We start from the raw sequence: 19,347 nt of genomic DNA, 5'->3' as shown, positions 1-19,347 counted from the left end.
TGATTAAAGAAAGGATAAAATGAAAAATATATTTTTAAGCTTTTTTGCTACTATAGTAGCTATATTTTTAAGTGCTTGTGGGGAAAATTCAAATTATATAAATTCACTTGAAAAAATAAAGCAAAATGGAGTAGTAAGAATAGGTGTTTTTGGCGATAAGCCTCCTTTTGGTTATGTAGATGAAAAAGGCAAAAATCAAGGTTATGATGTTTATTTAGCTAGACGCATAGCAAAAGAACTTTTAGGAGATGAAAATAAGGTTCAATTTGTGCTTGTTGAGGCTGCTAATAGAGTAGAATTTTTAAAATCAAACAAGGTTGATATTATTTTGGCTAATTTTACTCAAACTCTAGAAAGAGCAGAGCAGGTGGATTTTTGTTTGCCTTATATGAAAGTGGCTTTAGGGGTTGTTACACCAAAGGACAGTACTATTCATAATATAGAAAATTTAAAGGATAAAATCTTACTTATAAATAAGGGAACAACAGCAGATGCGTATTTTACAAAAAATTATCCTGATATAAAAACTCTAAAATACGATCAAAATACAGAAACTTTTGCAGCTTTAATAGACAAAAGAGGTGATGCGTTAAGTCACGATAATACTTTACTTTTTGCTTGGGTAAAAGATCATCCTCAATTTACAATGGCAATCAAAGAGTTAGGAAATAAAGATGTAATAGCTCCTGCAGTTAAAAAAGGAGACAAGGAACTTAAGGAATTTATTGATAATTTAATTATCAAGCTAGGCGAGGAACATTTTTTTCATAAAGCCTATGATGAAACCTTAAAACAGCATTTTGGCGATGATATTCAAGCTGATGATGTAGTTATTGAAGGCGGTAAGATACAATAAAGGTTTTTCCTTTATTGTATAAAAATATGCAAAAAAAATACAAAAATATTATTTATGCGTCTTTGGGAGGTATATTAGAATTTTACGACTTTGTTCTTTTTGTATTTTTTTTAGGTGTTTTTTCTAAAATTTTTTTTCCACAAAATGACTTTTTTTGGACTCAAATAAACTCTTACATAGCATTTGGAGCAGCATATTTAGCACGTCCATTTGGTGCTATAGTTATGGCACATTTTGGAGATAAATATGGGCGTAAAAATGCTTTTTATTTATCTATATTTCTTATGGTTATACCCAATTTAATTTTAGCCTTTTTACCAACTTATGAGAAAATAGGTTTATATTCCACTTTTGTTTTGTTTTTAATTCGTATTTTTCAAGGTTTAGCCATAGGAGCTGAAGTGAGTGGATCTTGGGTGTATATTAGCGAATTTGCAAAAGGGCGTCAAATTCCATTTGTACTTGGTTTTGCCTCTGCTACTTTAACTTCGGGTTTATTGCTTGCAAGCTTTACAACTTTGATTTTAGATGCATATTTTTCTAAAGATCAAATAGAGCAGTATGCGTGGAGATTTCCTTTTATTTTAAGTGGAATATTTGGAATTTTTGTTTTATTTTTAAGAAAAAAGATAAATGAAACTCCGGAATTTTTAAGATTACAAGTGCAAAAAAAACTTTTAAAATTTCCTTTACAAGAAGCGTTAAAAACGCATAAAATGAGTATGTTTATTTGTTTTTTAATGACTATAGTTCTAACAAGCGGAGTGGCAACTTTGATGATTTTGCCTATGCATTTTAAAGAACTTTTACATATGAATACTAAAGAAGCCTTATGGATGCAAAATTTTGGTATTTTGGCTGTAGTTCTTGGATCCTTTATTCAAGGAGTTTTGGCTAGCAAATGGGGAAGTTATAAAATTTGCACTCTATTTAGTATTTTATTTATGATTTTTGGAATCTTTTTTAGTTTTTATAATCAACAACGGTATTTTTTCATTGTTTGTTTTTCGCAAGGTATCATTACGTTTGCTCCAGTTTTTATGACTCAAATTTTCAAAAGTGAGCTTAGATTTAGTGGTTTGAGCTTTGCTTATAATATTTCATATGCCATATTAGCTTTTTTGACACCTTTTATGATTGATTTTTTGTATAAAAAATATTTGGGATTTTATTTTTTATTTGTAGGTTTATGCTCCTTATTTTGTATTTTTTTATTAAAGAAATTTTTTCACAAGGAGCTTTAGGATTAATTAAGATTTTCTAAGACTTCAAAAACAACTTTAGAAATTTTTTCTATAGAAGCTATTTCGCAATGTTCATCTGTAGAGTGAGGATTGTAAATATTTGGACCTATAGAAGCACATAATAATTTTTGTTTTTTCTCTATGATTCCACACTCAAGTCCTGCGTGAATGGCTGAAATTTTAGCTTCTGGAGATACTTTTTTTAAAGCTTTTAAAACCAAATCGCTGAGTGCATTTGGTTTGCCTTCCCAAGGAGGATAAAAATTAAAACTTTTACTTTGATAGCCAAAAGTTTTGAAAAATTCCAAGGTTTCAAATTCAATTGTTTTTAATCCGTCTAAGGTATTTGATCTTGCAAAAAGCCCAAATTCTATTTTATTGTTTTGCATTTTTAAGGTTGCAAGATTGATACTAGTTTGAACTATACCTAAATTTTTATCGTAAGCCCTAACTCCATGCGAAAAGCTGTTGATAGTATCTAAAAGCTTGTCGCTTTGATTGCAAATTTCAAATTCTTTCTCGCTTTTAAATTCACATTTTATCCATTCATTGCTTTTAACTTCGTTTTCAAAACACACTAAAGCTTTAGCGTGTTTTGGTATAGAATTAACCCTTTCTCCGCCTTCAAAAAATATGATTTTTCCATGATTTTGTTTTATAAATTTGGCCATTTCTTTAATGGAGCTTTTTTCGTTGTTTATGATATTAATTCCTGAATGACCGCCTTTAAAATTTTGCGCTTGTAATTCATAAATTTTACCTTTGCTTTTTATATTCTCATAATGCAAAGTCGCTTCTATATCGACACCACCGGCACAACCTATCATGATTTCATTATCGCTCTCATGATCTAAATTTAAAAGCATGCCTGATTTGATAGTATGTTCTAAAGAATTTACTCCCATGAGGCCAACTTCTTCATTGTTGGTAAAAAGGCATTCTAAATTTTCAAACTGATTCATCGCACTCATCATAATCGCTATTCCTATGCCATTATCTGCGCCTAGACTTGAATTTTTGGCTTTTAAATATCCATTTTCTTCATAAACATCCACTTTAGGCGCATTTCCCATACACACCATATCATAATGACTTTGCAAGCAAAGTTTAGGATTGCCTTTGATAGCGTGGATATTTCCAGCCTTATCTATATTAACTATAAAATTTTTATCTTTAGAATAATTGACTAAAAATTCTTTCATTTGTTCTGTTTCATAACTACAATGTGGAATTTTGCACAAATCTTTAAAATTATCTATAACTTTTTGCATTTTATCTCCTTTTCTTTGTTAAAATTATGACATATTTTTTTAAAAAATCAAGGATAAAATTGAGGATAAATTATAATAAAATCTTAAATTTAAGAAATATTCTAAGCGATCCTAAAAAACTTTTAGCAATTTTAATTTTTTCTTTTGTAGTTGTTTTTATTCAAAATTATATGGCAAAAACTCCAAACTTTAAAGCTAAGGTTGTAAGAGTTGTTGATGGTGATACTATAGAAATTTTAGATTCTAATAAAATTAAAAAAGTAAGATTTTATGGCATAGATGCGCCTGAAATTCGGCAAAATTTTGGAAAAGAAGCTAAAAATAATTTAAATCAAATTTTAAAAAATAAAGAAGTGGAAATTTTTTATAAAAATAAAGATATTTATGGTAGAATTGTTGCTGTTGTCAAGCTTAATAATATAGATATCAATTGTTGGTTAGTGAGCAAAGGTTATGCTTGGGCTGATACTTATTATACAAATGTGTATATTAAAGAGCAAAAAATTGCACAAAAATATAAATTAGGACTTTGGCGAGAAAAAAATCCTATTGAGCCTTATAAATGGCGTAAGCAAAATAGATTTTGAGGGTAAATTATGAAAAAATATATATTAATTATAGCTTTACTTTTGGGATTTTCTGGATGTTTTGTTAACGAAAGAGGAATGTCAAATCGCTTTTATGATGATTGTAGGGAATATTATGATGCAAGTGGGATGTATCATAAAGATTGTCCTAAAAATTGGATAAATATTAAAATGACTCCTTGATTATTTACCCATTGATGCAATAAGCGCTGATGCCATTGCTTCTGGACTAGCTATAGTTGCTGGAGCATTTGGATCTTCAGCAGGTTTAGCTGTGGTGAGCGGAGGGCGTTTTAAATTAAAAATATGTTCTTCTGTATTAACTATTTGTATAGTAGCCTCAAACATTTTAATTTCTTTGGTATATCCAACCACTTTAACATCTCTTTTTTTTGAGGTTTCATCAAATAGAGCGTGAGCTTCTAATTCTAAAATATCACCTATTTTTAAAGGGGCATAAAAGAAACATTTTGAACCTATAACAACAGAAAATTCTTTATTGATTGCAGCTTGTGCAACGTAATTTGCAGCAGCAAAAATAAAAGCATCGAAAACAAGGCCTTGTTCATCTACTACCATATCATTTGTAGCAACTAAAATAGATTTTGCAAAATTTTTATCAAGCTTAATAATAGTTCCAGTTATTGAAGTGTTAAGTTCTGGACAAGTTAAAAGTTCTGATTTTATACTTGATATTTCTTCTTGTGAAGCATATTCTTCAAGTTGTGCATATTCTTCAAAATTATCTTTTTTTGCCATTTTATACCTTTTAATTTGAATGATTCAATATATTCCAAAATATTTTTACAACCAAATCGGCAAAAAATAAAAATAATTTATATCTTTATTTTTATATAAACTCTTTTTGGAGCTTCATAACCTTCCACGGTAAGGTTTTTATCGTTTGGATCTAAAAAATCATTTAAAGAATAAGAATCAATCCATTCTGTTTTTCTTTGCTCATTTTCATCGGTTTTTTTGGTGCTTAAAATTTGAAAATCTTTAAAACCCGCTCTTTCGCACCAATTTTTTAAAGCACCTATGCTTGGAATAAAATAAATATTTGGAATTTTTGAATAGGTTTTATTTGGAACAAGTGCAATTTCTCTTTCATCTTCTATATACATAGTATCTAAAAAAACCACTCCATTTTTATTGAGTCCTGATTTTAATTCTTTTAACATCTTAACTGGATCGCTTCTATGATAAATAACTCCAAGGCAAAAAATCACATCAAATTTAAGCGGATATTTTGGAAGATCTTCAACGCCTAAAAGCTCATATCTTATTGAGGTTTTGGCCAAGACATTGATGAGTTCAAATTGCAACCGATATTTTATCGAAGGATCAAAACCTACTAATAATGCTGGATCAAATTCAAGCATTTTAAACATATAATAACCATTATTGCATCCAATATCTGCTACGGTTTTTCCTGAAATCTCATTCATAAAAGGCTTTAAAATATTGAATTTTATAAAACTTTGCCATTCGGTATCAATAAAAAGATCATCTATCTGAAAAGGACCTTTTCTCCATGGTTTTAATTCTTTTGCAATTTCTAAAATTTCATTTTTTTGAGTATTGTTTGTATTTAAGATCACGCTATTTTTTAAATAAAGCTTATTTTCACAATTTAATTCTTTTAATTTTTGAATTTTGGAGTATAAAGGGTGTTTTAATAATTGATTTTCTAAAGTATTTTTTTGCATAGATGTTTTATCCTAAAAATTAAAATTTTAGCATTTATTTTTTAAAAAAATATTTAATGATATAATTCCAAAATTATTGATTTTCAAGGATATATTAATGAAAATAAGAATTTATTATGAAGATACAGATGCTGGTGGAGTGGTTTATCATAGCAATTATTTAAAATTTTGTGAAAGGGCTAGAAGTGAAGTTTTGTTTTCTAAAAAAGCTTTGATATTTGATGCTACCAATGGCCATTTTTTGCTTACAAAAGCAAATTGTAATTTTATAAAACCTGCTAAACTCGGTGATATAATCGAAGTTGAAACAAAAATTTTAGAAATTAAAAATGTTTCTATAGAAATTTTGCAAGAAATTTATAAGGATAAAGATAAGATTTTTAAACTTATTGGAACTCTTGCTTATGTTAAAAAAGAAAAACCTGCTAGAATGGAGCCAGAAATTAAAAAGCTTTTTGAAGAATTATTTTAATTCTTCAAAGCTAGCTTTTATTCCTTGCATCAGTCGAACTTTATATATGACTTGAGAATTTTCGATTCTTTCATCAAAAATACTTTTGCTATTTTGATTTAAGAAATTTGTATAAAAATAATCAGTTCCAATACTTGTCGCATAAGCTACCCAATTGTAATCTATATTTTGATTAAAAATTTCATTCAAATAGGATAAGTTATCGTCATGATTATTTATAGAGTTAGCGATAATAAATTTTTTTCTATCGGCTTCTTGAGTGAGACTTAAAAAGGCAGGATTGTAATTGATTTGAGTGGATAATAATACATAAGGATATATATCATGAACACGCAATTGAGAACTTGTAAGTGCTGTTTTAACTAATGGTGTATTAAAGAAGATTGAAGTGTGGTTAAGACTTCCTTGAGAATTAAAAAGTTTAGAAAAATTGAGTTTATCTCCACCAATTTTATAAATCTTTGCATCACGATTTTTTTCAAGTATTCGCGAGTTTAAGTTATTAGATAAAGTAGAATTATCACTAAAAACTGCTATATTTGAGTTGGTTTTTTCCAAAAGAGTGGCAATTTGTGCATCATAATCTATACTGCCAAAAATTATATTTTGATTAGGATTAGAAGCAAAATTTTTATGGAGGGTTGGAATAAATATTTTCATATTTTTAGAATAATCTTTAAGCGCTGAAGCTCCTTTTAGTGTGAGAGCTGCAATAACATATTGATAGCCTTGATTTTCAATTAAATCAAGAGTTTGGCGTATTTTATTTTCATTTTCGGTACCTATTAAAAATACTTTAACTTTAATATCTGCTCTTTGTCTTAAAAGATAAGCAATACTAGAATTAACAATAATATTAGAATAGCTTTTAACGGTTTTTTCAGGAATAATGATTGCCATTTTTACTGCAGTAATTTTTTGCACCGCTTGATCAAAGTCAGTAATAGAATTTAAAAGTTTTGCATATACATTTGATAAAAATTGGTCTTTTTGGTCTGTAAATTCACTTAAAAAACTAAGATAAAGCCTTGATTCTAAAAGTTCAAAAAGACAATTTATGCTACATTCTTGCGTGTTAAGATTAGGATAGAAATTTTCAGAAGGGGGTATATCTACCAATTTTTGCTCTTTGGCTAAAAGACAGCAAAAACATAAGCTCAATATTAGAAGTATTTTTTTCATAAAAATCCTTTAATTTTTTGTAAATCTTCTATAAATTTTTTTTCATAACTTGGATTTTTTTCTATAAATTCAAGTTCAAAACTTGCTATAAAAAATAAATTTTTATAAGTAAAAATTTCTCCTCTTAAGGCGTTAAAATTTGAAAAACCTAAACCCTTGAATGTATATTCTCCTAAACAAAGGATAAGGTTAGGTTGAAGTAATTCTACTTCGTTCCAAAAAAATGGCAAACAAGATTGTAGCGAAAAATCATCAAATTTTCTATTAGAATAACATTTAAAAAGATAAGAAAAATAAAATTGTTCTTTTTTAAGCCCTAAAATATTATAAATGTAATTTTGTAGTTTTTTTCCTTTTTTGGATTCTAAGATACTACCGCTTTCATTTTCGCTTTTTTGTCCCAAAGTATCTACAATCATTAAACTAGCATCTTTTAGCTTGGTTTCCATAAGGGTAAAGTGGCGTAATTTTGAAAAATGACATAAAGTACATTTTTGTATATTTTTTTTCAAATCTTCAAAATTTTGCACCTTGGATTTTTTTGTTCTTATTTCGTCTGTAAAATTATAACCAATAGCTTTTAAATAATGCAAACTTCTTATCATTAAAATAACTTATCTCTAAATAAATCTGTAAAGTTATAGTATAATTAAATCTTGCTAATAATTAAATTAAAAGTTTATTCAATTTTCACATAAAAGCAATTTATAAGTAAGATTGAGATACAATTCGCTTTTATTTTATTGAATAAAATTTAAGGAATTTTTATGAAAAGAACTTATCAGCCACATGGTACTCCAAGGAAGCGTACTCATGGTTTTCGTGTTCGTATGAAAAGTAAAAATGGTCGCAAGGTAATCAATGCAAGACGTTCTAAAGGTAGAAAAAGACTTGCTGTGTGAAAATTTTTGATAAAATAAACACAAGTGAAGAATTTTCAGCCGTATATAAATTTGGAAAAAGATGGTATTGTGATGGTATCATTATTTTTTATTTTAAGTGTAATGAACGAAAAACAGCGGTTGTTGCTAGTAAAAGGGTTGGAAAGGCAGTGATTAGAAATCGTTCTAAACGCATCTTAAGAGCATTATTTTCTAAAATTGAAACAGAAATTTGTGATGGGAAGTATATTTTTGTTGCAAAAAGTGAAATTATTCAATTTTCTTTTTCTAGATTAGAAAAAAGCTTAAAATGGGGATTAAAGAAGTTGGAATGTTTAAAATAATATGTTTAAAACTACTCAGTATTTATCAGAAATTTATAAGTCCCCTTAAGTCTTCAGTATGTAGATTTTATCCATCTTGTTCAGAGTATGCTTATTGGCAATTTCAAAAAAAGAATTTTTTTTCAGCATTTTTTTTAACATTCTTTAGAATTTTAAGGTGTAATCCATTTTTTAAAGGCGGGTTTGATTATCCAAAAATTAAAAAAAAGATAATTTCTTGTAATTTTTGCTTCAAGCCTATTTATTTAGTCCGTAAAAAATTCCATTATTTTTACATACCCTATAATGATAAAGTTTTCTACCTTGTAAAATATATTAAAAAGGATAAGTAGTGAATAATACAAATAATTTATTTCAACAAAAACGTATACTTTTAGCCGTAGTGCTTTCTTTTTTATTTTTTATTGTGTATGATTATTTTTTTATACCAAAAAATCCTTCTAAAATAAGTCAAAATATTACTAAATCCGAAGTTAAATCTCAAAATAGCGCTCCTCAAGCAAATATGCAACCTTTAGAAATCTCTAAAGAAAATGTACTGCAAGATAGTATTATAGCTGATGTTAAAGGGGAGCATTTTGAGGCAAAAATTGATGCTTTGGGTAGAATTTCTAGTTTTTATCTTAAGGATAAAAAATATCAAAATGAAAAAGGAGAATCGATTAATTTAATTTCAAAAAGTAAATTTCCTTATCCTTTAGAAATGCGTTTTAGTGACAACAAAATCAATGAAGAAGCTTTTAATACTGCATATGTTTCAAATTTTAAAGAACTTTTTATTGATGAAAACGGTAGCAAGGCACTTAAACTTGTTCAAACACTTCCTTCAAATTTGATTATTGAAAAAAATATCACTTTTTATCCTAAGGGAAACTATAAAATCGAAGTAAATCTCAATAAAAATACACATTATTTTATAAGCCCTGGTTATCGTCCAGATGTAGCGGTAGATAGTTATACGGTGCATGGAGCTTTAACTATGGACGATAAAGAAACCATTCATACTTTTGAAGATGGTAAAACCGATAAAGAAGAAAATATGCAAAATGTTTGGATGACATCTGCTTTTGATAGATATTATGCAACGTTTTTTTATAATTTCCAAAAACCATTAAATATAGCTATTAGTAGAGACAATCAAGAAAATCCTTTGATTTTTGCATATAGTGATAATAAATTTGAAGCAGGTGGATATATAGGTTCTAAAGAACATGTGATCTTAAGAAGTATAGATTCACGTCTTGAAGCAGTAGTAGAATATGGCTGGTTTACCTTTATTGCAAAGCCTATGTTTGTATTTTTGGATTTTTTACATAATCATATAGGGAATTGGGGTTGGTCTATAGTAGTAATGGTGCTTATTATTCGTATTATTTTATTTCCATTAACTTACAAATCTATGATTTCTATGAACAAATTAAAAGATCTAGCTCCAAAAATGAAAGAATTAAGAGAGCGTTATAAAGGCGATCCTCAAAAAATGAATATTCATATGATGGAACTTTATAAAAAACACGGAGCAAATCCTATGAGTGGATGTTTGCCTATACTTTTACAAATTCCTATTTTCTTTGCAATTTATCGCGTATTATTAAACGCAATTGAACTTAAAGCTGCGCCTTGGGCGTTTTGGATACACGATTTATCAGTTATGGATCCTTATTTTGTACTTCCAATATTAATGGGTGCAACAATGTTTGTGCAACAACTTATTACGCCAATGACTATACAAGATCCTATGCAAGCAAAAATTATGAAATTTTTACCAGTTATATTTACATTTTTCTTCATTACTTTTCCAGCGGGACTTACCCTTTATTGGTTTGTAAATAATCTTTGCTCTTTAATACAACAATGGGTGATCAATAAAATTTTTGCTAAAGAGCATCACAAAAAACAAATGGAGTAAAAATATGAGAATCGAAGCTAAAGATCTTCAAGCTGCATTAACCGAAGCTTCAAAGAATCTTGAATGCTCGGTGATTGATTTAGAGTATGAAGTTATCCAATATCCAAAAAAAGGTTTTTTAGGTTTTGGACGTAAAAATGCTATTATTGAAGCAAGGGCAAAAAAGAAATATTATAAGAAGAATGCAAAAAAGAACTTCCACTCAAGCAAGTCTTATGAAAAAATATCTTCTGGGTTTGAAAATATTAAAAAAGATGTAAAAATAGATAAAGCAAAAGAAATTGTAGAAATAAAAAAAGAAGAATATATCGTTAAAAATGATAAAATTTTCGATAATTTTCATCGCGAAAGTAAAGATAGTCGCAATATTCAAGATATTTTAGATGAAATTCGTATTCAGCTTGAAAAACTACTTGCATCAACTCATTTTAAAATTTCTGTAATGGAATTAAAAATGTATAATGAAGATAGCGTTTTTATTTATTTAGATGGAGAAGATGCTGCTTTGCTTATCGGCAAAGAAGCACATCGTTACAAGGCTATTTCTTATCTTTTGCATAGCTGGATTAATGCAAAATATGATCTTTTGGTTCGTCTTGAAATAGCTCAATTTTTAGAGAATCAAATTCAAAATATGCAATTTTATCTTCAAGATGTAATTAAAAAGGTTAAAATGAATGGAAGTGGCCAAACTAAACCTTTAGACGGAGTTTTAATTAAAATTGCTCTAGAAAGATTAAGAAGTGAATTTCCAAATAAATATGTAGGCATTAAACAAAATAACAATCAAAGATTTGTAGTTATTAATGATTTTCTAAAAAAAGATGAATGATACTATAGTAGCCATTGCAACAGCACACGGAATAGGTTCGATTTCCATTGTAAGATTAAGCGGAGAAAGAGCTTTAGAAATTGCATCAAAAATAAGCAAAAAAAAAGAATTAATTCCGCGTTATGCTACTTTTACCAAGCTTTATAATCACAAAGATGAATTTTTAGATGAGGCTATAGTTATATATTTTAAAGCGCCTTTTAGTTTTACAGGTGAAGATATAGTGGAATTTCAAATTCACGGTGGTTTTAGCGTGAGTGAGATTTTGCTCGATGAGCTTGTAAATTTAGGAGCTAGATTAGCTCAAGCTGGAGAATTTAGCAAAAGAGCATGTTTAAATGGAAAAATGACTCCTTTAAAGGCTTTAAATATACAAGATTTAATCGTTTCAAAATCTGCTCTTGCAGCTAAAGTTATCGCAAGAAATATGCGAGGTGATTTAGGAGACCTTTTAGAAAAAATTCGCACCGATTTGGTTAAAACTTTGGCTTTTGTAGAAACAAGTATTGATTATGCTGATGATGATTTGCCACCTGATTTATTAGAGCAAATTAGCCTTATGTGTCAAGATAATGCTAAAATTTTAAGAGAAATTTATACGATTTCTCAAAGCAAAAAAGGACTTATAGAAGGTTTTAAAATAGCTATAGTAGGCAAACCAAATGTTGGAAAATCTTCTCTTTTAAATGCTTTACTTTCTTATAAAAGAGCCATAGTTTCAGATATAGCAGGGACAACTCGTGATACCATAGAGGAAAATTTTAAATTAGGTTCTTATTTGCTTCGCATTATCGATACAGCAGGCATTAGAGAAAGTAAAGATAAAATAGAACAAATAGGTGTAGAGTTAAGTAAAAAAAGTTTAAAAGATGCGGATATCATTTTGGCTGTTTTTGATTCTTCTAGAAAAGAAGATAAAGAAGATTTAGAAATTTATAATTTATTGCAAGATAGCGATAAAAAGGTATTTTGGATTTTAAACAAAACTGATTTGTGTGAGGTTTTTGAAAATAGTCAAAATATAGATTTTATAAGGTTAAGTGCTCAAAATGATATTAATTTGCTTAAAGAGGAATTGGAAAAATATCTCAATTCTTTTGATGCTGAAGATACTATGGTAAGTTCTTTGGAGTTAATTAATTCTTGCAAAATTGCAAGTGAGGATATATCAAGAGCAAGGGATCTTTTAAAAGAAAGTTCTCTAGAGCTTTTTGCATTTGAATTAAATTTGGCAATAGGCGAACTTTCTAAATTTACTAAAGATTTTGAAAGAGATGAAATTTTAGATGAAATGTTTAGTAATTTTTGTTTAGGAAAATGAAAGGTAACAATATGGATAAAGAAATTATAAAAGCACATAAAATCAGCGATGAAGAATATGATCAAATTTTAGAAATTCTTGGACGAGAACCTAATTTACTTGAATTAGGCGTTATTTCTGCTATGTGGAGTGAGCATTGCTCTTACAAATCAAGTAAAAAATACCTTAATGGTTTTCCAACCAAAGCGCCTTGGGTAATTCAAGGTCCTGGTGAAAATGCAGGGGTGATAGATATAGGTCAAGATATGGCAGCGGTTTTTAAGGTTGAAAGTCATAATCATCCTAGCTTTATTGAACCTTTTGCGGGGGCAGCAACTGGAGTAGGTGGAATTTTACGCGATGTTTTTACTATGGGTGCAAGAGTTGTTGCTGGACTTAATTCTTTAAAATTTGGAAATATTTATGATGAAAAATATGGAAATCATCAAAAATATCTTGTAAAAGGTGTTGTAAGTGGAATTTCTCATTATGGAAATTGTATGGGTGTTCCAACCATAGGTGGAGAATGCTCTTTTGATGAATGTTTTAATGGAAATATTTTAGTCAATGCATTTGCATTAGGGATTTGCAAAAAAGAAGATATTTTTTATGCCAAAGCTGAAGGGGTAGGAAATCCTGTAATTTATGTAGGATCAAAAACGGGTAGAGATGGGCTTGGTGGTGCTGTTATGGCTAGCGATAGCTTTAATGAGCAAAATAAAAGTTTAAGACCAACAGTGCAAATAGGAGATCCTTTCAGTGAAAAACTTTTAATGGAGGCGTGTTTAGAGCTTTTTAAAACCGATTTTATTATAGGAATTCAAGATATGGGAGCGGCTGGGCTTACTTCAAGTTCTTTTGAAATGGCAGGGCGAAGTGGAAGCGGAATGAAGCTTTATCTTGAAAAAACCCCTATGAGTGAAAGTGGTATGACGCCTTATGAATTAATGCTTAGTGAATCTCAAGAAAGGATGCTTATTTGTGCAAAAAAAGGTTGCGAAAATCAAGTTATAGAAATTTTTAAAAAATGGGATTTGGATGCTGTTGTGATTGGTGAAGTAACAGATACGGGAAATATGGAGCTTTTTTGGAATAATGAGCTTGTAGGAATGATACCTATTGAACCTTTAAGCGAGAAAGCACCTATTTTAGATCGTCCAATAAGTAAGCCAAAGTATTTAGATAATATTAAAGATTATCAGTTTGAGTTAAAAAGTGATATACAAGATTTATTCATTCAGATGATGAAAAATGAAAATGTTAATGATAAGGCTTTTATTTATGATCAATTTGATTCTAGTGTGCAAACTAATACAATTAAAGCTGATGGAAAATTAGGTGCGAGTGTTATACGCGTAAAAGAAAATAATGCAGCTATAGCAATGGCTATAGAGTGCAATTCTCGTTTAAATTATATTGATCCAAAAGTTGGAGCAAGTGCTGCTGTAGCAAGTGCTGGAAGGAAAGTAGCTTGTACAGGAGCAAAACCTTTAGCAATTAGCGATTGTTTAAACTATGGGAATCCACAAAATCCTGAAGTGATGTGGCAATTTGCACAAGGATGCGAGGGGATTAAGGAAGCTTGTAAGGAATTAAATACTCCTGTGGTTAGCGGTAATGTCTCTTTGTATAATGAAACAGAAGGAGTGAGTATTTATCCAAGTCCTACCATTGTAAATGTTGGTGTTTTAGAAAATTCTAGTCGTGTTTTAAAGGCAAGTTTTGATAAGGCCGGGGTTAGAATTTATCTTTTGGGAGAAACTTCGGGTAATTTCGGTGGTTCTTTAGTGATGAAAATTCAAGATAAAAAAGTAGCAGGAAATCTTAAAAATATAGATTATAAAGCAGAATTAACGCTTTGGAATTTTCTTTATAGGGCAAATCAAGAATCTTTACTTGAATGTGCAAATAGTGTAGGAGTAGGCGGTATTGCTATAACTTTGGCAAAAATGTGCGCTATTTCTAAAAAAGGTACGATTTTAGAAAGTGGCTTTAGTGATAAAAAAATGATTTTTGATGAAAGTTTTAGTCGTGCTATAATAGGCGTTGATGAAGCATATGAAGAACAATTTTTGCAATTAATTAAGGAATTTAATATAAAAGCTTACAAATTAGGCATAAGCACTGATGAGGATTGTTTTAGACTCGATGAAATTAATTTAAGTAAAAAAGAGCTTGAAAATCTTTATTTTGAAAGTTTTAAAGAGCAAATCCAATGAGTTTAATTTTAATCATTTTAGTTATCTTGGTTTTTTATTGGTATTATAAAACTTGGGAAAAACAAGGTTTTTTAAATTTGGCTGCACGTGGTGCTAAAGGTTTTGCAAAAGGCTTTATGCGTGGAGTGGTTGAAGAAAGAATGGATGAAATTAAAAGACGGATGAATTATTATGTAATCGCACTTTTGGCAAAAATTGCGAAAAGTGATGGCAGAATCAGTCAAGATGAAGCCGATATGATCACTCAAATTTTAGATGCAAATGCAAAAGATAAGCGAGAAAGAGAATTTTTAAAAGCAAGTTTTAATGAGCATAAAGAAAATTTAAATGATGCTTTTGAGGTTGCAAAAGACTTTTTAAGAGAAGTCCCTTTACCAAAAAGTGAGCGTTTTAATGTACTTAGAGTGCTTGTTTTTATGGCTTTTATTGATGCAGAATTTAGCCCTAAAAAGAAAGAAATTTTAGGACAAATTGCACAGGCTTTTGATATAAGTCAAAGTGAATTAGAGAATTTTATCAATAATTTTTCAAATTTAAATACTTCTAAACAACAAATAAGTCTAGATGAGGCTTTTGAAATTTTAGAATTACCAAAAAATGCTGATATCAATGCTGTAAAAAAACAATACCGAAATTTAGCGAAAAAATACCATCCTGATATTTTAAATGCAAATAATGTTAGCGAGGAAGAAATCAAAAAAGGAGTAGAAAAATTCCAAAAAATAAACGAAGCTTATGAAAAAATCAAAAAGCATTTGGAAAAATAATTTTGAATTTATGAATTTTTAGCCAGATAGTGCATAAGGAGAAAAAATGAGAGCATTGCTTAGTGTCAGCGATAAAGAAGGTATAGTAGAATTTGCTAAAGAACTTGAAAATTTAGGCTTTGAACTTCTTTCAACGGGTGGAACTTTTAAAATCTTAAAAGAAAATGAGATAAAAGTTGTAGAAGTGAGTGATTTTACAAAAAGTCCTGAACTTTTTGAAGGGCGAGTAAAAACCTTGCACCCTAAAATTCATGGAGGGATTTTACATAAAAGAAATGATGAAAATCATGTTAAACAAGCCAAAGAAAATGGAATTTTAGGTATTGATTTAGTGTGTGTGAATTTATATCCTTTTAAAAAGACTACTATTATGAGCGATGATTTTGATGAAATCATAGAAAATATCGATATAGGTGGGCCTGCGATGATTAGATCTGCAGCAAAAAACTATAAAGATGTGATGGTGATTTGTGATCCACTTGATTATAAAGAGGTTATTGAGGCTTTAAAAAATAAAAAAAATGATGAAAAATTTCGCTTAAATTTAATGATAAAAGCTTATGAGCATACGGCAAATTATGATTCTTATATAGCAAATTATATGAATGAACGCTTTAACGGAGGATTTGGAGCAAGTAAATTTATAGTAGGTCAAAAGGTTTTTGATACCAAATACGGGGAAAATCCTCATCAAAAAGGTGCTTTATATGAGTTTGATTCCTTTTTTAGTACCAATTTTAAAGCTCTTAAAGGCGAGGCTAGTTTTAACAATCTTACCGATATCAATGCGGCTTTAAATTTAGCTAGTAGTTTCGGGGAAGTTCCAGCTGTCTGTATAGTTAAACATGGAAATCCTTGTGGTTTTGCAATCAAAGAAAATCTTTTACAAAGCTATATTAGTGCTTTAAAATGTGATAGTGTAAGTGCTTATGGTGGAGTGGTTGCGATCAATGGAATGTTTGATAAAACTTTGGCTGAAAAAATAAATGAAATTTATGTTGAAGTGATTATTGCAGCAAATGTTACTCAAGAAGCTTTAGCCGTATTTGAGAGTAAAAAGCGTATTAAAATTTTTACTCAAGAAAATCCTTATTTGGTGCGTAGTTTTGATGCGTATGATTTTAAACATGTTGATGGTGGATTTGTATATCAAAATAGTGATGAAGTGAGTATCAATGAGCTTAAAAACGCAAAACTTGTTTCTCAAAGAGAAGCGAGCAAGGAAGAACTTCAAGATTTAGAAATAGCTCTAAAAATTGCAGCTTTTACAAAATCAAATAATGTTGTCTATGTTAAAAATGGAGCTATGGTGGCTATAGGTATGGGAATGACGAGTAGAATTGATGCTGCAAAAGCAGCTATTGCTAAGGCTAAAGAAATGGGACTTGATTTGCAAGGTTGTGTTTTGGCAAGCGAAGCTTTCTTTCCATTTAGAGATAGCATAGATGAAGCAAGTAAAGTTGGAGTTAAAGCTATAGTTGAACCTGGTGGAAGCATAAGGGATGATGAAGTGATAAAGGCTGCGGATGAATACGCTATGGCTCTTTATTTTACAGGAGTGAGACATTTTTTGCATTAATATTTATTAGATATTAATCTGAAATTTTGTTTGTTTATAAGTACGATTTAATAAAAATTAAATAATCTTTGAGTACAATGATTTTTAAGATTTTATTTTGAAAGTAATGTAAATGTTTAAGACTATTGGATTTAAAGTTTCTTCAGCTGTTTTTATTGTTTTATTATTTAGTTTTGTGATTATGCAAATTATAGTTAGTTTTGATTTTAAAAATACAGCTAACCAAATGAGCAAAGAAAATCTCAATACGGCTAGTAATTTAGTTTTCCAAACTATGAGAATGGCTATGAATTTAGGAGATCCAGATAAAATAAAAGAGGCTATTGATGATGCTAAGACTATTGAAGGAATTAGCGATATAAAAATTTATCCATCAAAAGAAACTATAGAGCTTTTTGATATTAAAAATCCTATAATTTCTAACGAAAATATTATATTAGATCAATTTTCAAATCCTAATTTAGTTTCTTTAGAACAAAGCATTAATGGAATAGATCATTTAAGACTTGTCCGTCCTTTGGTTGCAAATAAAACTTGCATAGCTTGTCATACAAATGTCAAAGAGGGTGATGTAATAGGAGTTATGGATGTTTATCATTCTTTAGAAAGCGTAGAAAAAGATATTTCAAGGACAAGTCAAACGTATATAGTAATTTTTACAATCGCTTTAATAGTAACTCTAGCCGTCGTGCTTTTTATACTAAAAATTGTCATAGGACAACCTATTTTAGAGCTTTTAAATCACGCAAAAGAATTAGCACAAGGTAGTGGAAATTTGAAAGCACGAATTCGTGTAAAAGGTCAGGATGAAATCGCAGTTACTTGTGGGTATATAAATCAATTTATTGAGAAAACTCATAAGGCTGTAAGCGGAGCAAGTTTAAGTTCTAAAAATGTTGAACAACAAAGTGTTCTTTTAAATTCGAATGCAACTTCTCTAAATGAAATTACTGAATTAAACCATAAAAAGATTGATTCAAGTTTTCATCTTGGAGCGAATATAGGTTCAGATTTGAGAGAATTAGCAAATTTATCAAGTGATGCGAATACTGCTAATGACAAATCTTATGAGTTGCTAGAACAAATGCTTCAATCTTTATTTTCAGTAGCGCAAAAAGTTACAGATATAGCTGAAAGTGAGAGTAGTTTGGCTAAAAAAATTGAAAGCATGGTTGAACAAGCAAAAAATATACAAAAAGCAACTCAAATGATGAATGAAATTGCCGATAAAACCAATCTTTTATCTTTAAATGCAAGTATAGAATCTGCAAGAGCTGGAGCTTATGGGAAAGGATTTTCTGTTATTGCTGAGGATATAAGATTGCTTGCTAGTAATAGTGAAGAATTTTTAAATAGTGTTGCAGTCATTACAAAAGAATTATTAATTAGCATAGAAAAAGTAGCTAATGAACTTAAGGATAATTCTCAGAAAATTTATTCTTTAAACGAAGATACAAGTGTATTGGTTAATAGTGCAAATGAGGTTAAGTTTTGTAATCAAGATGCAAAAAATCTTGTTCATCAATGCACTCAAAAAATAAAAGTAAGTCAAGAGAATATACAAGATTTGCTAATGAGAATGCAAGAAAATGTTGAAGTAAGTGAAAAAAATGAAGAAATTTCAAAAATTTTACTTCAAGTTGCTGATGAGTTAAAAATAGTATGTCATAATCTTGAAAACGAATTAAAGCAATTTCAAATTTAAAGGACAAAATATGAAAAAAACATTACAAATCGTTTTAGCTACAGCTTTTTTTGCAGGTTGTGCGAGTACTTCTGTATCTTCAAATTCTACTTCAGATATTCAAGGAAAGTTTATGCAAAATCAATTATTAAAAATAGAGAAAATTGTCGTAAATGGAAAAACGTTTGATCCTAGAAATGCAGAAGAAACTCCAAATATCAGCTTTGATAAAGACAAATTTTATGGTTATGCAGGATGTAATCGTTTTTTTGGTTCTTACAAGAATAATGGAAATACTTTAAAAATCGAAGGAGATCGTGCAGCTTCAACCCAAATGCTTTGTCATCCTCTAGATGTGATGGATTTTGAAAATTCTTTTCTTTCTAATTTCAATGGAACTTTTAAAATTTCAAACGAAAACGGAAAGCTTATCTTAAACAATGGTAAAATGAAAATCTTTTTTAAATAATTTTTAGCCCTTTTTTGGGCTACTTTCTAATAATATAAA

General features: G+C 29.2%; 21 protein-coding genes. 16 read left to right on the top strand and 5 right to left on the bottom strand.

Annotated features, from left to right (window positions below; translation table 11 throughout):
* The first annotated feature begins 19 nt into the window (after window positions 1-19).
* Both CQA69_RS05520 and CQA69_RS05515 read left to right on the top strand, forming a co-directional pair.
* Window positions 20-856 (top strand): cysteine ABC transporter substrate-binding protein, encoded by an 837-nt coding sequence (locus tag CQA69_RS05520; protein ID WP_137620800.1) that lies wholly within the window; start codon window positions 20-22, stop codon window positions 854-856.
* Window positions 857-882: 26 nt separating this feature from the next.
* Complete coding sequence (locus CQA69_RS05515) at window positions 883-2,100, top strand: MFS transporter (protein ID WP_137620821.1); 1,218 nt, start codon at window positions 883-885, stop codon at window positions 2,098-2,100.
* Window positions 2,101-2,102: 2 nt separating this feature from the next.
* Here CQA69_RS05515 and CQA69_RS05510 read toward each other — a convergent pair whose 3' ends face one another.
* Window positions 2,103-3,371, bottom strand: coding sequence for a M20/M25/M40 family metallo-hydrolase (locus tag CQA69_RS05510; RefSeq protein ID WP_137620799.1), 1,269 nt, complete (start codon window positions 3,369-3,371; stop codon window positions 2,103-2,105).
* 59 nt (window positions 3,372-3,430) lie between these two features.
* Here CQA69_RS05510 and CQA69_RS05505 point away from each other — a divergent pair, with 59 nt between their 5' ends.
* Together CQA69_RS05505 and CQA69_RS05500 are read left to right on the top strand one after the other, a co-directional pair.
* Window positions 3,431-3,958: a thermonuclease family protein gene (locus tag CQA69_RS05505; protein WP_137620798.1), complete on the top strand. Its 528-nt coding sequence runs from the start codon at window positions 3,431-3,433 to the stop codon at window positions 3,956-3,958.
* Between the two features lie 9 nt (window positions 3,959-3,967).
* Window positions 3,968-4,141 carry a hypothetical protein gene (locus CQA69_RS05500; RefSeq protein ID WP_137620797.1) on the top strand — a complete coding sequence of 58 codons (174 nt, stop codon included), beginning with the start codon at window positions 3,968-3,970 and terminating at the stop codon, window positions 4,139-4,141.
* On the opposite strand, the gene CQA69_RS05495 is transcribed toward CQA69_RS05500, so the two are convergent.
* Window positions 4,142-4,717, bottom strand: coding sequence for a hypothetical protein (locus tag CQA69_RS05495; protein WP_137620796.1), 576 nt, complete (start codon window positions 4,715-4,717; stop codon window positions 4,142-4,144).
* Window positions 4,718-4,794: 77 nt separating this feature from the next.
* Entirely contained in the window at window positions 4,795-5,670 is an 876-nt protein-coding gene (cmoB, locus tag CQA69_RS05490) for a tRNA 5-methoxyuridine(34)/uridine 5-oxyacetic acid(34) synthase CmoB (protein WP_137620795.1), read from the bottom strand.
* Window positions 5,671-5,767: 97 nt separating this feature from the next.
* On the opposite strand from cmoB, the gene CQA69_RS05485 reads away from it, so the two are divergent.
* Entirely contained in the window at window positions 5,768-6,142 is a 375-nt protein-coding gene (locus CQA69_RS05485) for a YbgC/FadM family acyl-CoA thioesterase (RefSeq protein ID WP_137620794.1), read from the top strand.
* Here the strand turns inward: CQA69_RS05485 and CQA69_RS05480 are convergent.
* A complete protein-coding gene (locus tag CQA69_RS05480; RefSeq protein WP_171000342.1) occupies window positions 6,134-7,324 on the bottom strand; it encodes a hypothetical protein in 1,191 nt (396 codons plus the stop codon). The two genes, CQA69_RS05485 and CQA69_RS05480, sit on opposite strands and share 9 nt — an antisense overlap.
* Window positions 7,321-7,929 carry a uracil-DNA glycosylase family protein gene (locus CQA69_RS08975; RefSeq protein ID WP_171000340.1) on the bottom strand — a complete coding sequence of 203 codons (609 nt, stop codon included), beginning with the start codon at window positions 7,927-7,929 and terminating at the stop codon, window positions 7,321-7,323. The genes CQA69_RS05480 and CQA69_RS08975 overlap by 4 nt, the downstream gene beginning before the upstream one ends.
* A 162-nt stretch (window positions 7,930-8,091) precedes the next feature.
* On the opposite strand from CQA69_RS08975, the gene rpmH reads away from it, so the two are divergent.
* The 11 genes from rpmH to CQA69_RS05425 all read left to right on the top strand — a co-directional run bounded on the left by rpmH (window position 8,092) and on the right by CQA69_RS05425 (window position 19,308).
* Window positions 8,092-8,226 carry a 50S ribosomal protein L34 gene (rpmH, locus tag CQA69_RS05475; RefSeq protein ID WP_137620793.1) on the top strand — a complete coding sequence of 45 codons (135 nt, stop codon included), beginning with the start codon at window positions 8,092-8,094 and terminating at the stop codon, window positions 8,224-8,226.
* Entirely contained in the window at window positions 8,223-8,549 is a 327-nt protein-coding gene (gene rnpA / locus CQA69_RS05470) for a ribonuclease P protein component (protein ID WP_137620792.1), read from the top strand. The genes rpmH and rnpA overlap by 4 nt, the downstream gene beginning before the upstream one ends.
* Entirely contained in the window at window positions 8,537-8,881 is a 345-nt protein-coding gene (gene yidD, locus CQA69_RS05465) for a membrane protein insertion efficiency factor YidD (RefSeq protein ID WP_137620791.1), read from the top strand. Before rnpA ends, yidD begins: the two co-directional genes overlap by 13 nt.
* Window positions 8,881-10,458 carry a membrane protein insertase YidC gene (gene yidC, locus CQA69_RS05460; RefSeq protein ID WP_137620790.1) on the top strand — a complete coding sequence of 526 codons (1,578 nt, stop codon included), beginning with the start codon at window positions 8,881-8,883 and terminating at the stop codon, window positions 10,456-10,458. The genes yidD and yidC overlap by 1 nt, the downstream gene beginning before the upstream one ends.
* Before the next feature lie 4 nt (window positions 10,459-10,462).
* Complete coding sequence (locus tag CQA69_RS05455; protein WP_137620789.1) at window positions 10,463-11,290, top strand: Jag N-terminal domain-containing protein; 828 nt, start codon at window positions 10,463-10,465, stop codon at window positions 11,288-11,290.
* Complete coding sequence (gene mnmE, locus CQA69_RS05450) at window positions 11,283-12,611, top strand: tRNA uridine-5-carboxymethylaminomethyl(34) synthesis GTPase MnmE (RefSeq protein WP_137620788.1); 1,329 nt, start codon at window positions 11,283-11,285, stop codon at window positions 12,609-12,611. The genes CQA69_RS05455 and mnmE overlap by 8 nt, the downstream gene beginning before the upstream one ends.
* A gap of 11 nt (window positions 12,612-12,622) precedes the next feature.
* Window positions 12,623-14,809, top strand: coding sequence for a phosphoribosylformylglycinamidine synthase subunit PurL (gene purL, locus CQA69_RS05445; protein WP_137620787.1), 2,187 nt, complete (start codon window positions 12,623-12,625; stop codon window positions 14,807-14,809).
* Window positions 14,806-15,576, top strand: a complete 771-nt coding sequence (locus tag CQA69_RS05440) for a J domain-containing protein (RefSeq protein ID WP_137620786.1) — start codon at window positions 14,806-14,808, stop codon at window positions 15,574-15,576. Before purL ends, CQA69_RS05440 begins: the two co-directional genes overlap by 4 nt.
* Before the next feature lie 46 nt (window positions 15,577-15,622).
* The gene (gene purH, locus CQA69_RS05435) at window positions 15,623-17,155 is read left to right on the top strand and encodes a bifunctional phosphoribosylaminoimidazolecarboxamide formyltransferase/IMP cyclohydrolase (RefSeq protein ID WP_137620785.1); all 1,533 of its coding nucleotides are present in this window, start codon (window positions 15,623-15,625) and stop codon (window positions 17,153-17,155) included.
* Between the two features lie 112 nt (window positions 17,156-17,267).
* Window positions 17,268-18,860 (top strand): methyl-accepting chemotaxis protein, encoded by a 1,593-nt coding sequence (locus CQA69_RS05430; RefSeq protein WP_137620784.1) that lies wholly within the window; start codon window positions 17,268-17,270, stop codon window positions 18,858-18,860.
* 10 nt (window positions 18,861-18,870) lie between these two features.
* Window positions 18,871-19,308: an META domain-containing protein gene (locus CQA69_RS05425; RefSeq protein ID WP_137620783.1), complete on the top strand. Its 438-nt coding sequence runs from the start codon at window positions 18,871-18,873 to the stop codon at window positions 19,306-19,308.
* Window positions 19,309-19,347 lie beyond the last annotated feature (39 nt).

The sequence above is a fragment of the Campylobacter estrildidarum genome (assembly GCF_005406205.1).
Taxonomy (GTDB): Bacteria; Campylobacterota; Campylobacteria; order Campylobacterales; family Campylobacteraceae; genus Campylobacter_D; species Campylobacter_D estrildidarum.
The sequence above is the reverse complement of the archived record's forward strand: the minus strand, read 5'-3'. Positions and strand labels throughout refer to the sequence as shown.

Coding starts and splice junctions, on each gene's coding strand:
- CQA69_RS05480 (WP_171000342.1), bottom strand. CDS start 7,324: ATGAAAAAAATACTTCTAATATTGAGCTTATGTTTTTGCTGTCTTTTA.
- CQA69_RS05485 (WP_137620794.1), top strand. CDS start 5,768: ATGAAAATAAGAATTTATTATGAAGATACAGATGCTGGTGGAGTGGTT.
- CQA69_RS05495 (WP_137620796.1), bottom strand. CDS start 4,717: ATGGCAAAAAAAGATAATTTTGAAGAATATGCACAACTTGAAGAATAT.
- yidD (WP_137620791.1), top strand. CDS start 8,537: ATGTTTAAAATAATATGTTTAAAACTACTCAGTATTTATCAGAAATTT.
- rpmH (WP_137620793.1), top strand. CDS start 8,092: ATGAAAAGAACTTATCAGCCACATGGTACTCCAAGGAAGCGTACTCAT.
- CQA69_RS05440 (WP_137620786.1), top strand. CDS start 14,806: ATGAGTTTAATTTTAATCATTTTAGTTATCTTGGTTTTTTATTGGTAT.
- mnmE (WP_137620788.1), top strand. CDS start 11,283: ATGAATGATACTATAGTAGCCATTGCAACAGCACACGGAATAGGTTCG.
- CQA69_RS05520 (WP_137620800.1), top strand. CDS start 20: ATGAAAAATATATTTTTAAGCTTTTTTGCTACTATAGTAGCTATATTT.
- CQA69_RS05430 (WP_137620784.1), top strand. CDS start 17,268: ATGTTTAAGACTATTGGATTTAAAGTTTCTTCAGCTGTTTTTATTGTT.
- CQA69_RS05515 (WP_137620821.1), top strand. CDS start 883: ATGCAAAAAAAATACAAAAATATTATTTATGCGTCTTTGGGAGGTATA.
- purL (WP_137620787.1), top strand. CDS start 12,623: ATGGATAAAGAAATTATAAAAGCACATAAAATCAGCGATGAAGAATAT.
- CQA69_RS05510 (WP_137620799.1), bottom strand. CDS start 3,371: ATGCAAAAAGTTATAGATAATTTTAAAGATTTGTGCAAAATTCCACAT.
- CQA69_RS08975 (WP_171000340.1), bottom strand. CDS start 7,929: ATGATAAGAAGTTTGCATTATTTAAAAGCTATTGGTTATAATTTTACA.
- CQA69_RS05425 (WP_137620783.1), top strand. CDS start 18,871: ATGAAAAAAACATTACAAATCGTTTTAGCTACAGCTTTTTTTGCAGGT.
- CQA69_RS05455 (WP_137620789.1), top strand. CDS start 10,463: ATGAGAATCGAAGCTAAAGATCTTCAAGCTGCATTAACCGAAGCTTCA.
- CQA69_RS05500 (WP_137620797.1), top strand. CDS start 3,968: ATGAAAAAATATATATTAATTATAGCTTTACTTTTGGGATTTTCTGGA.
- cmoB (WP_137620795.1), bottom strand. CDS start 5,670: ATGCAAAAAAATACTTTAGAAAATCAATTATTAAAACACCCTTTATAC.
- purH (WP_137620785.1), top strand. CDS start 15,623: ATGAGAGCATTGCTTAGTGTCAGCGATAAAGAAGGTATAGTAGAATTT.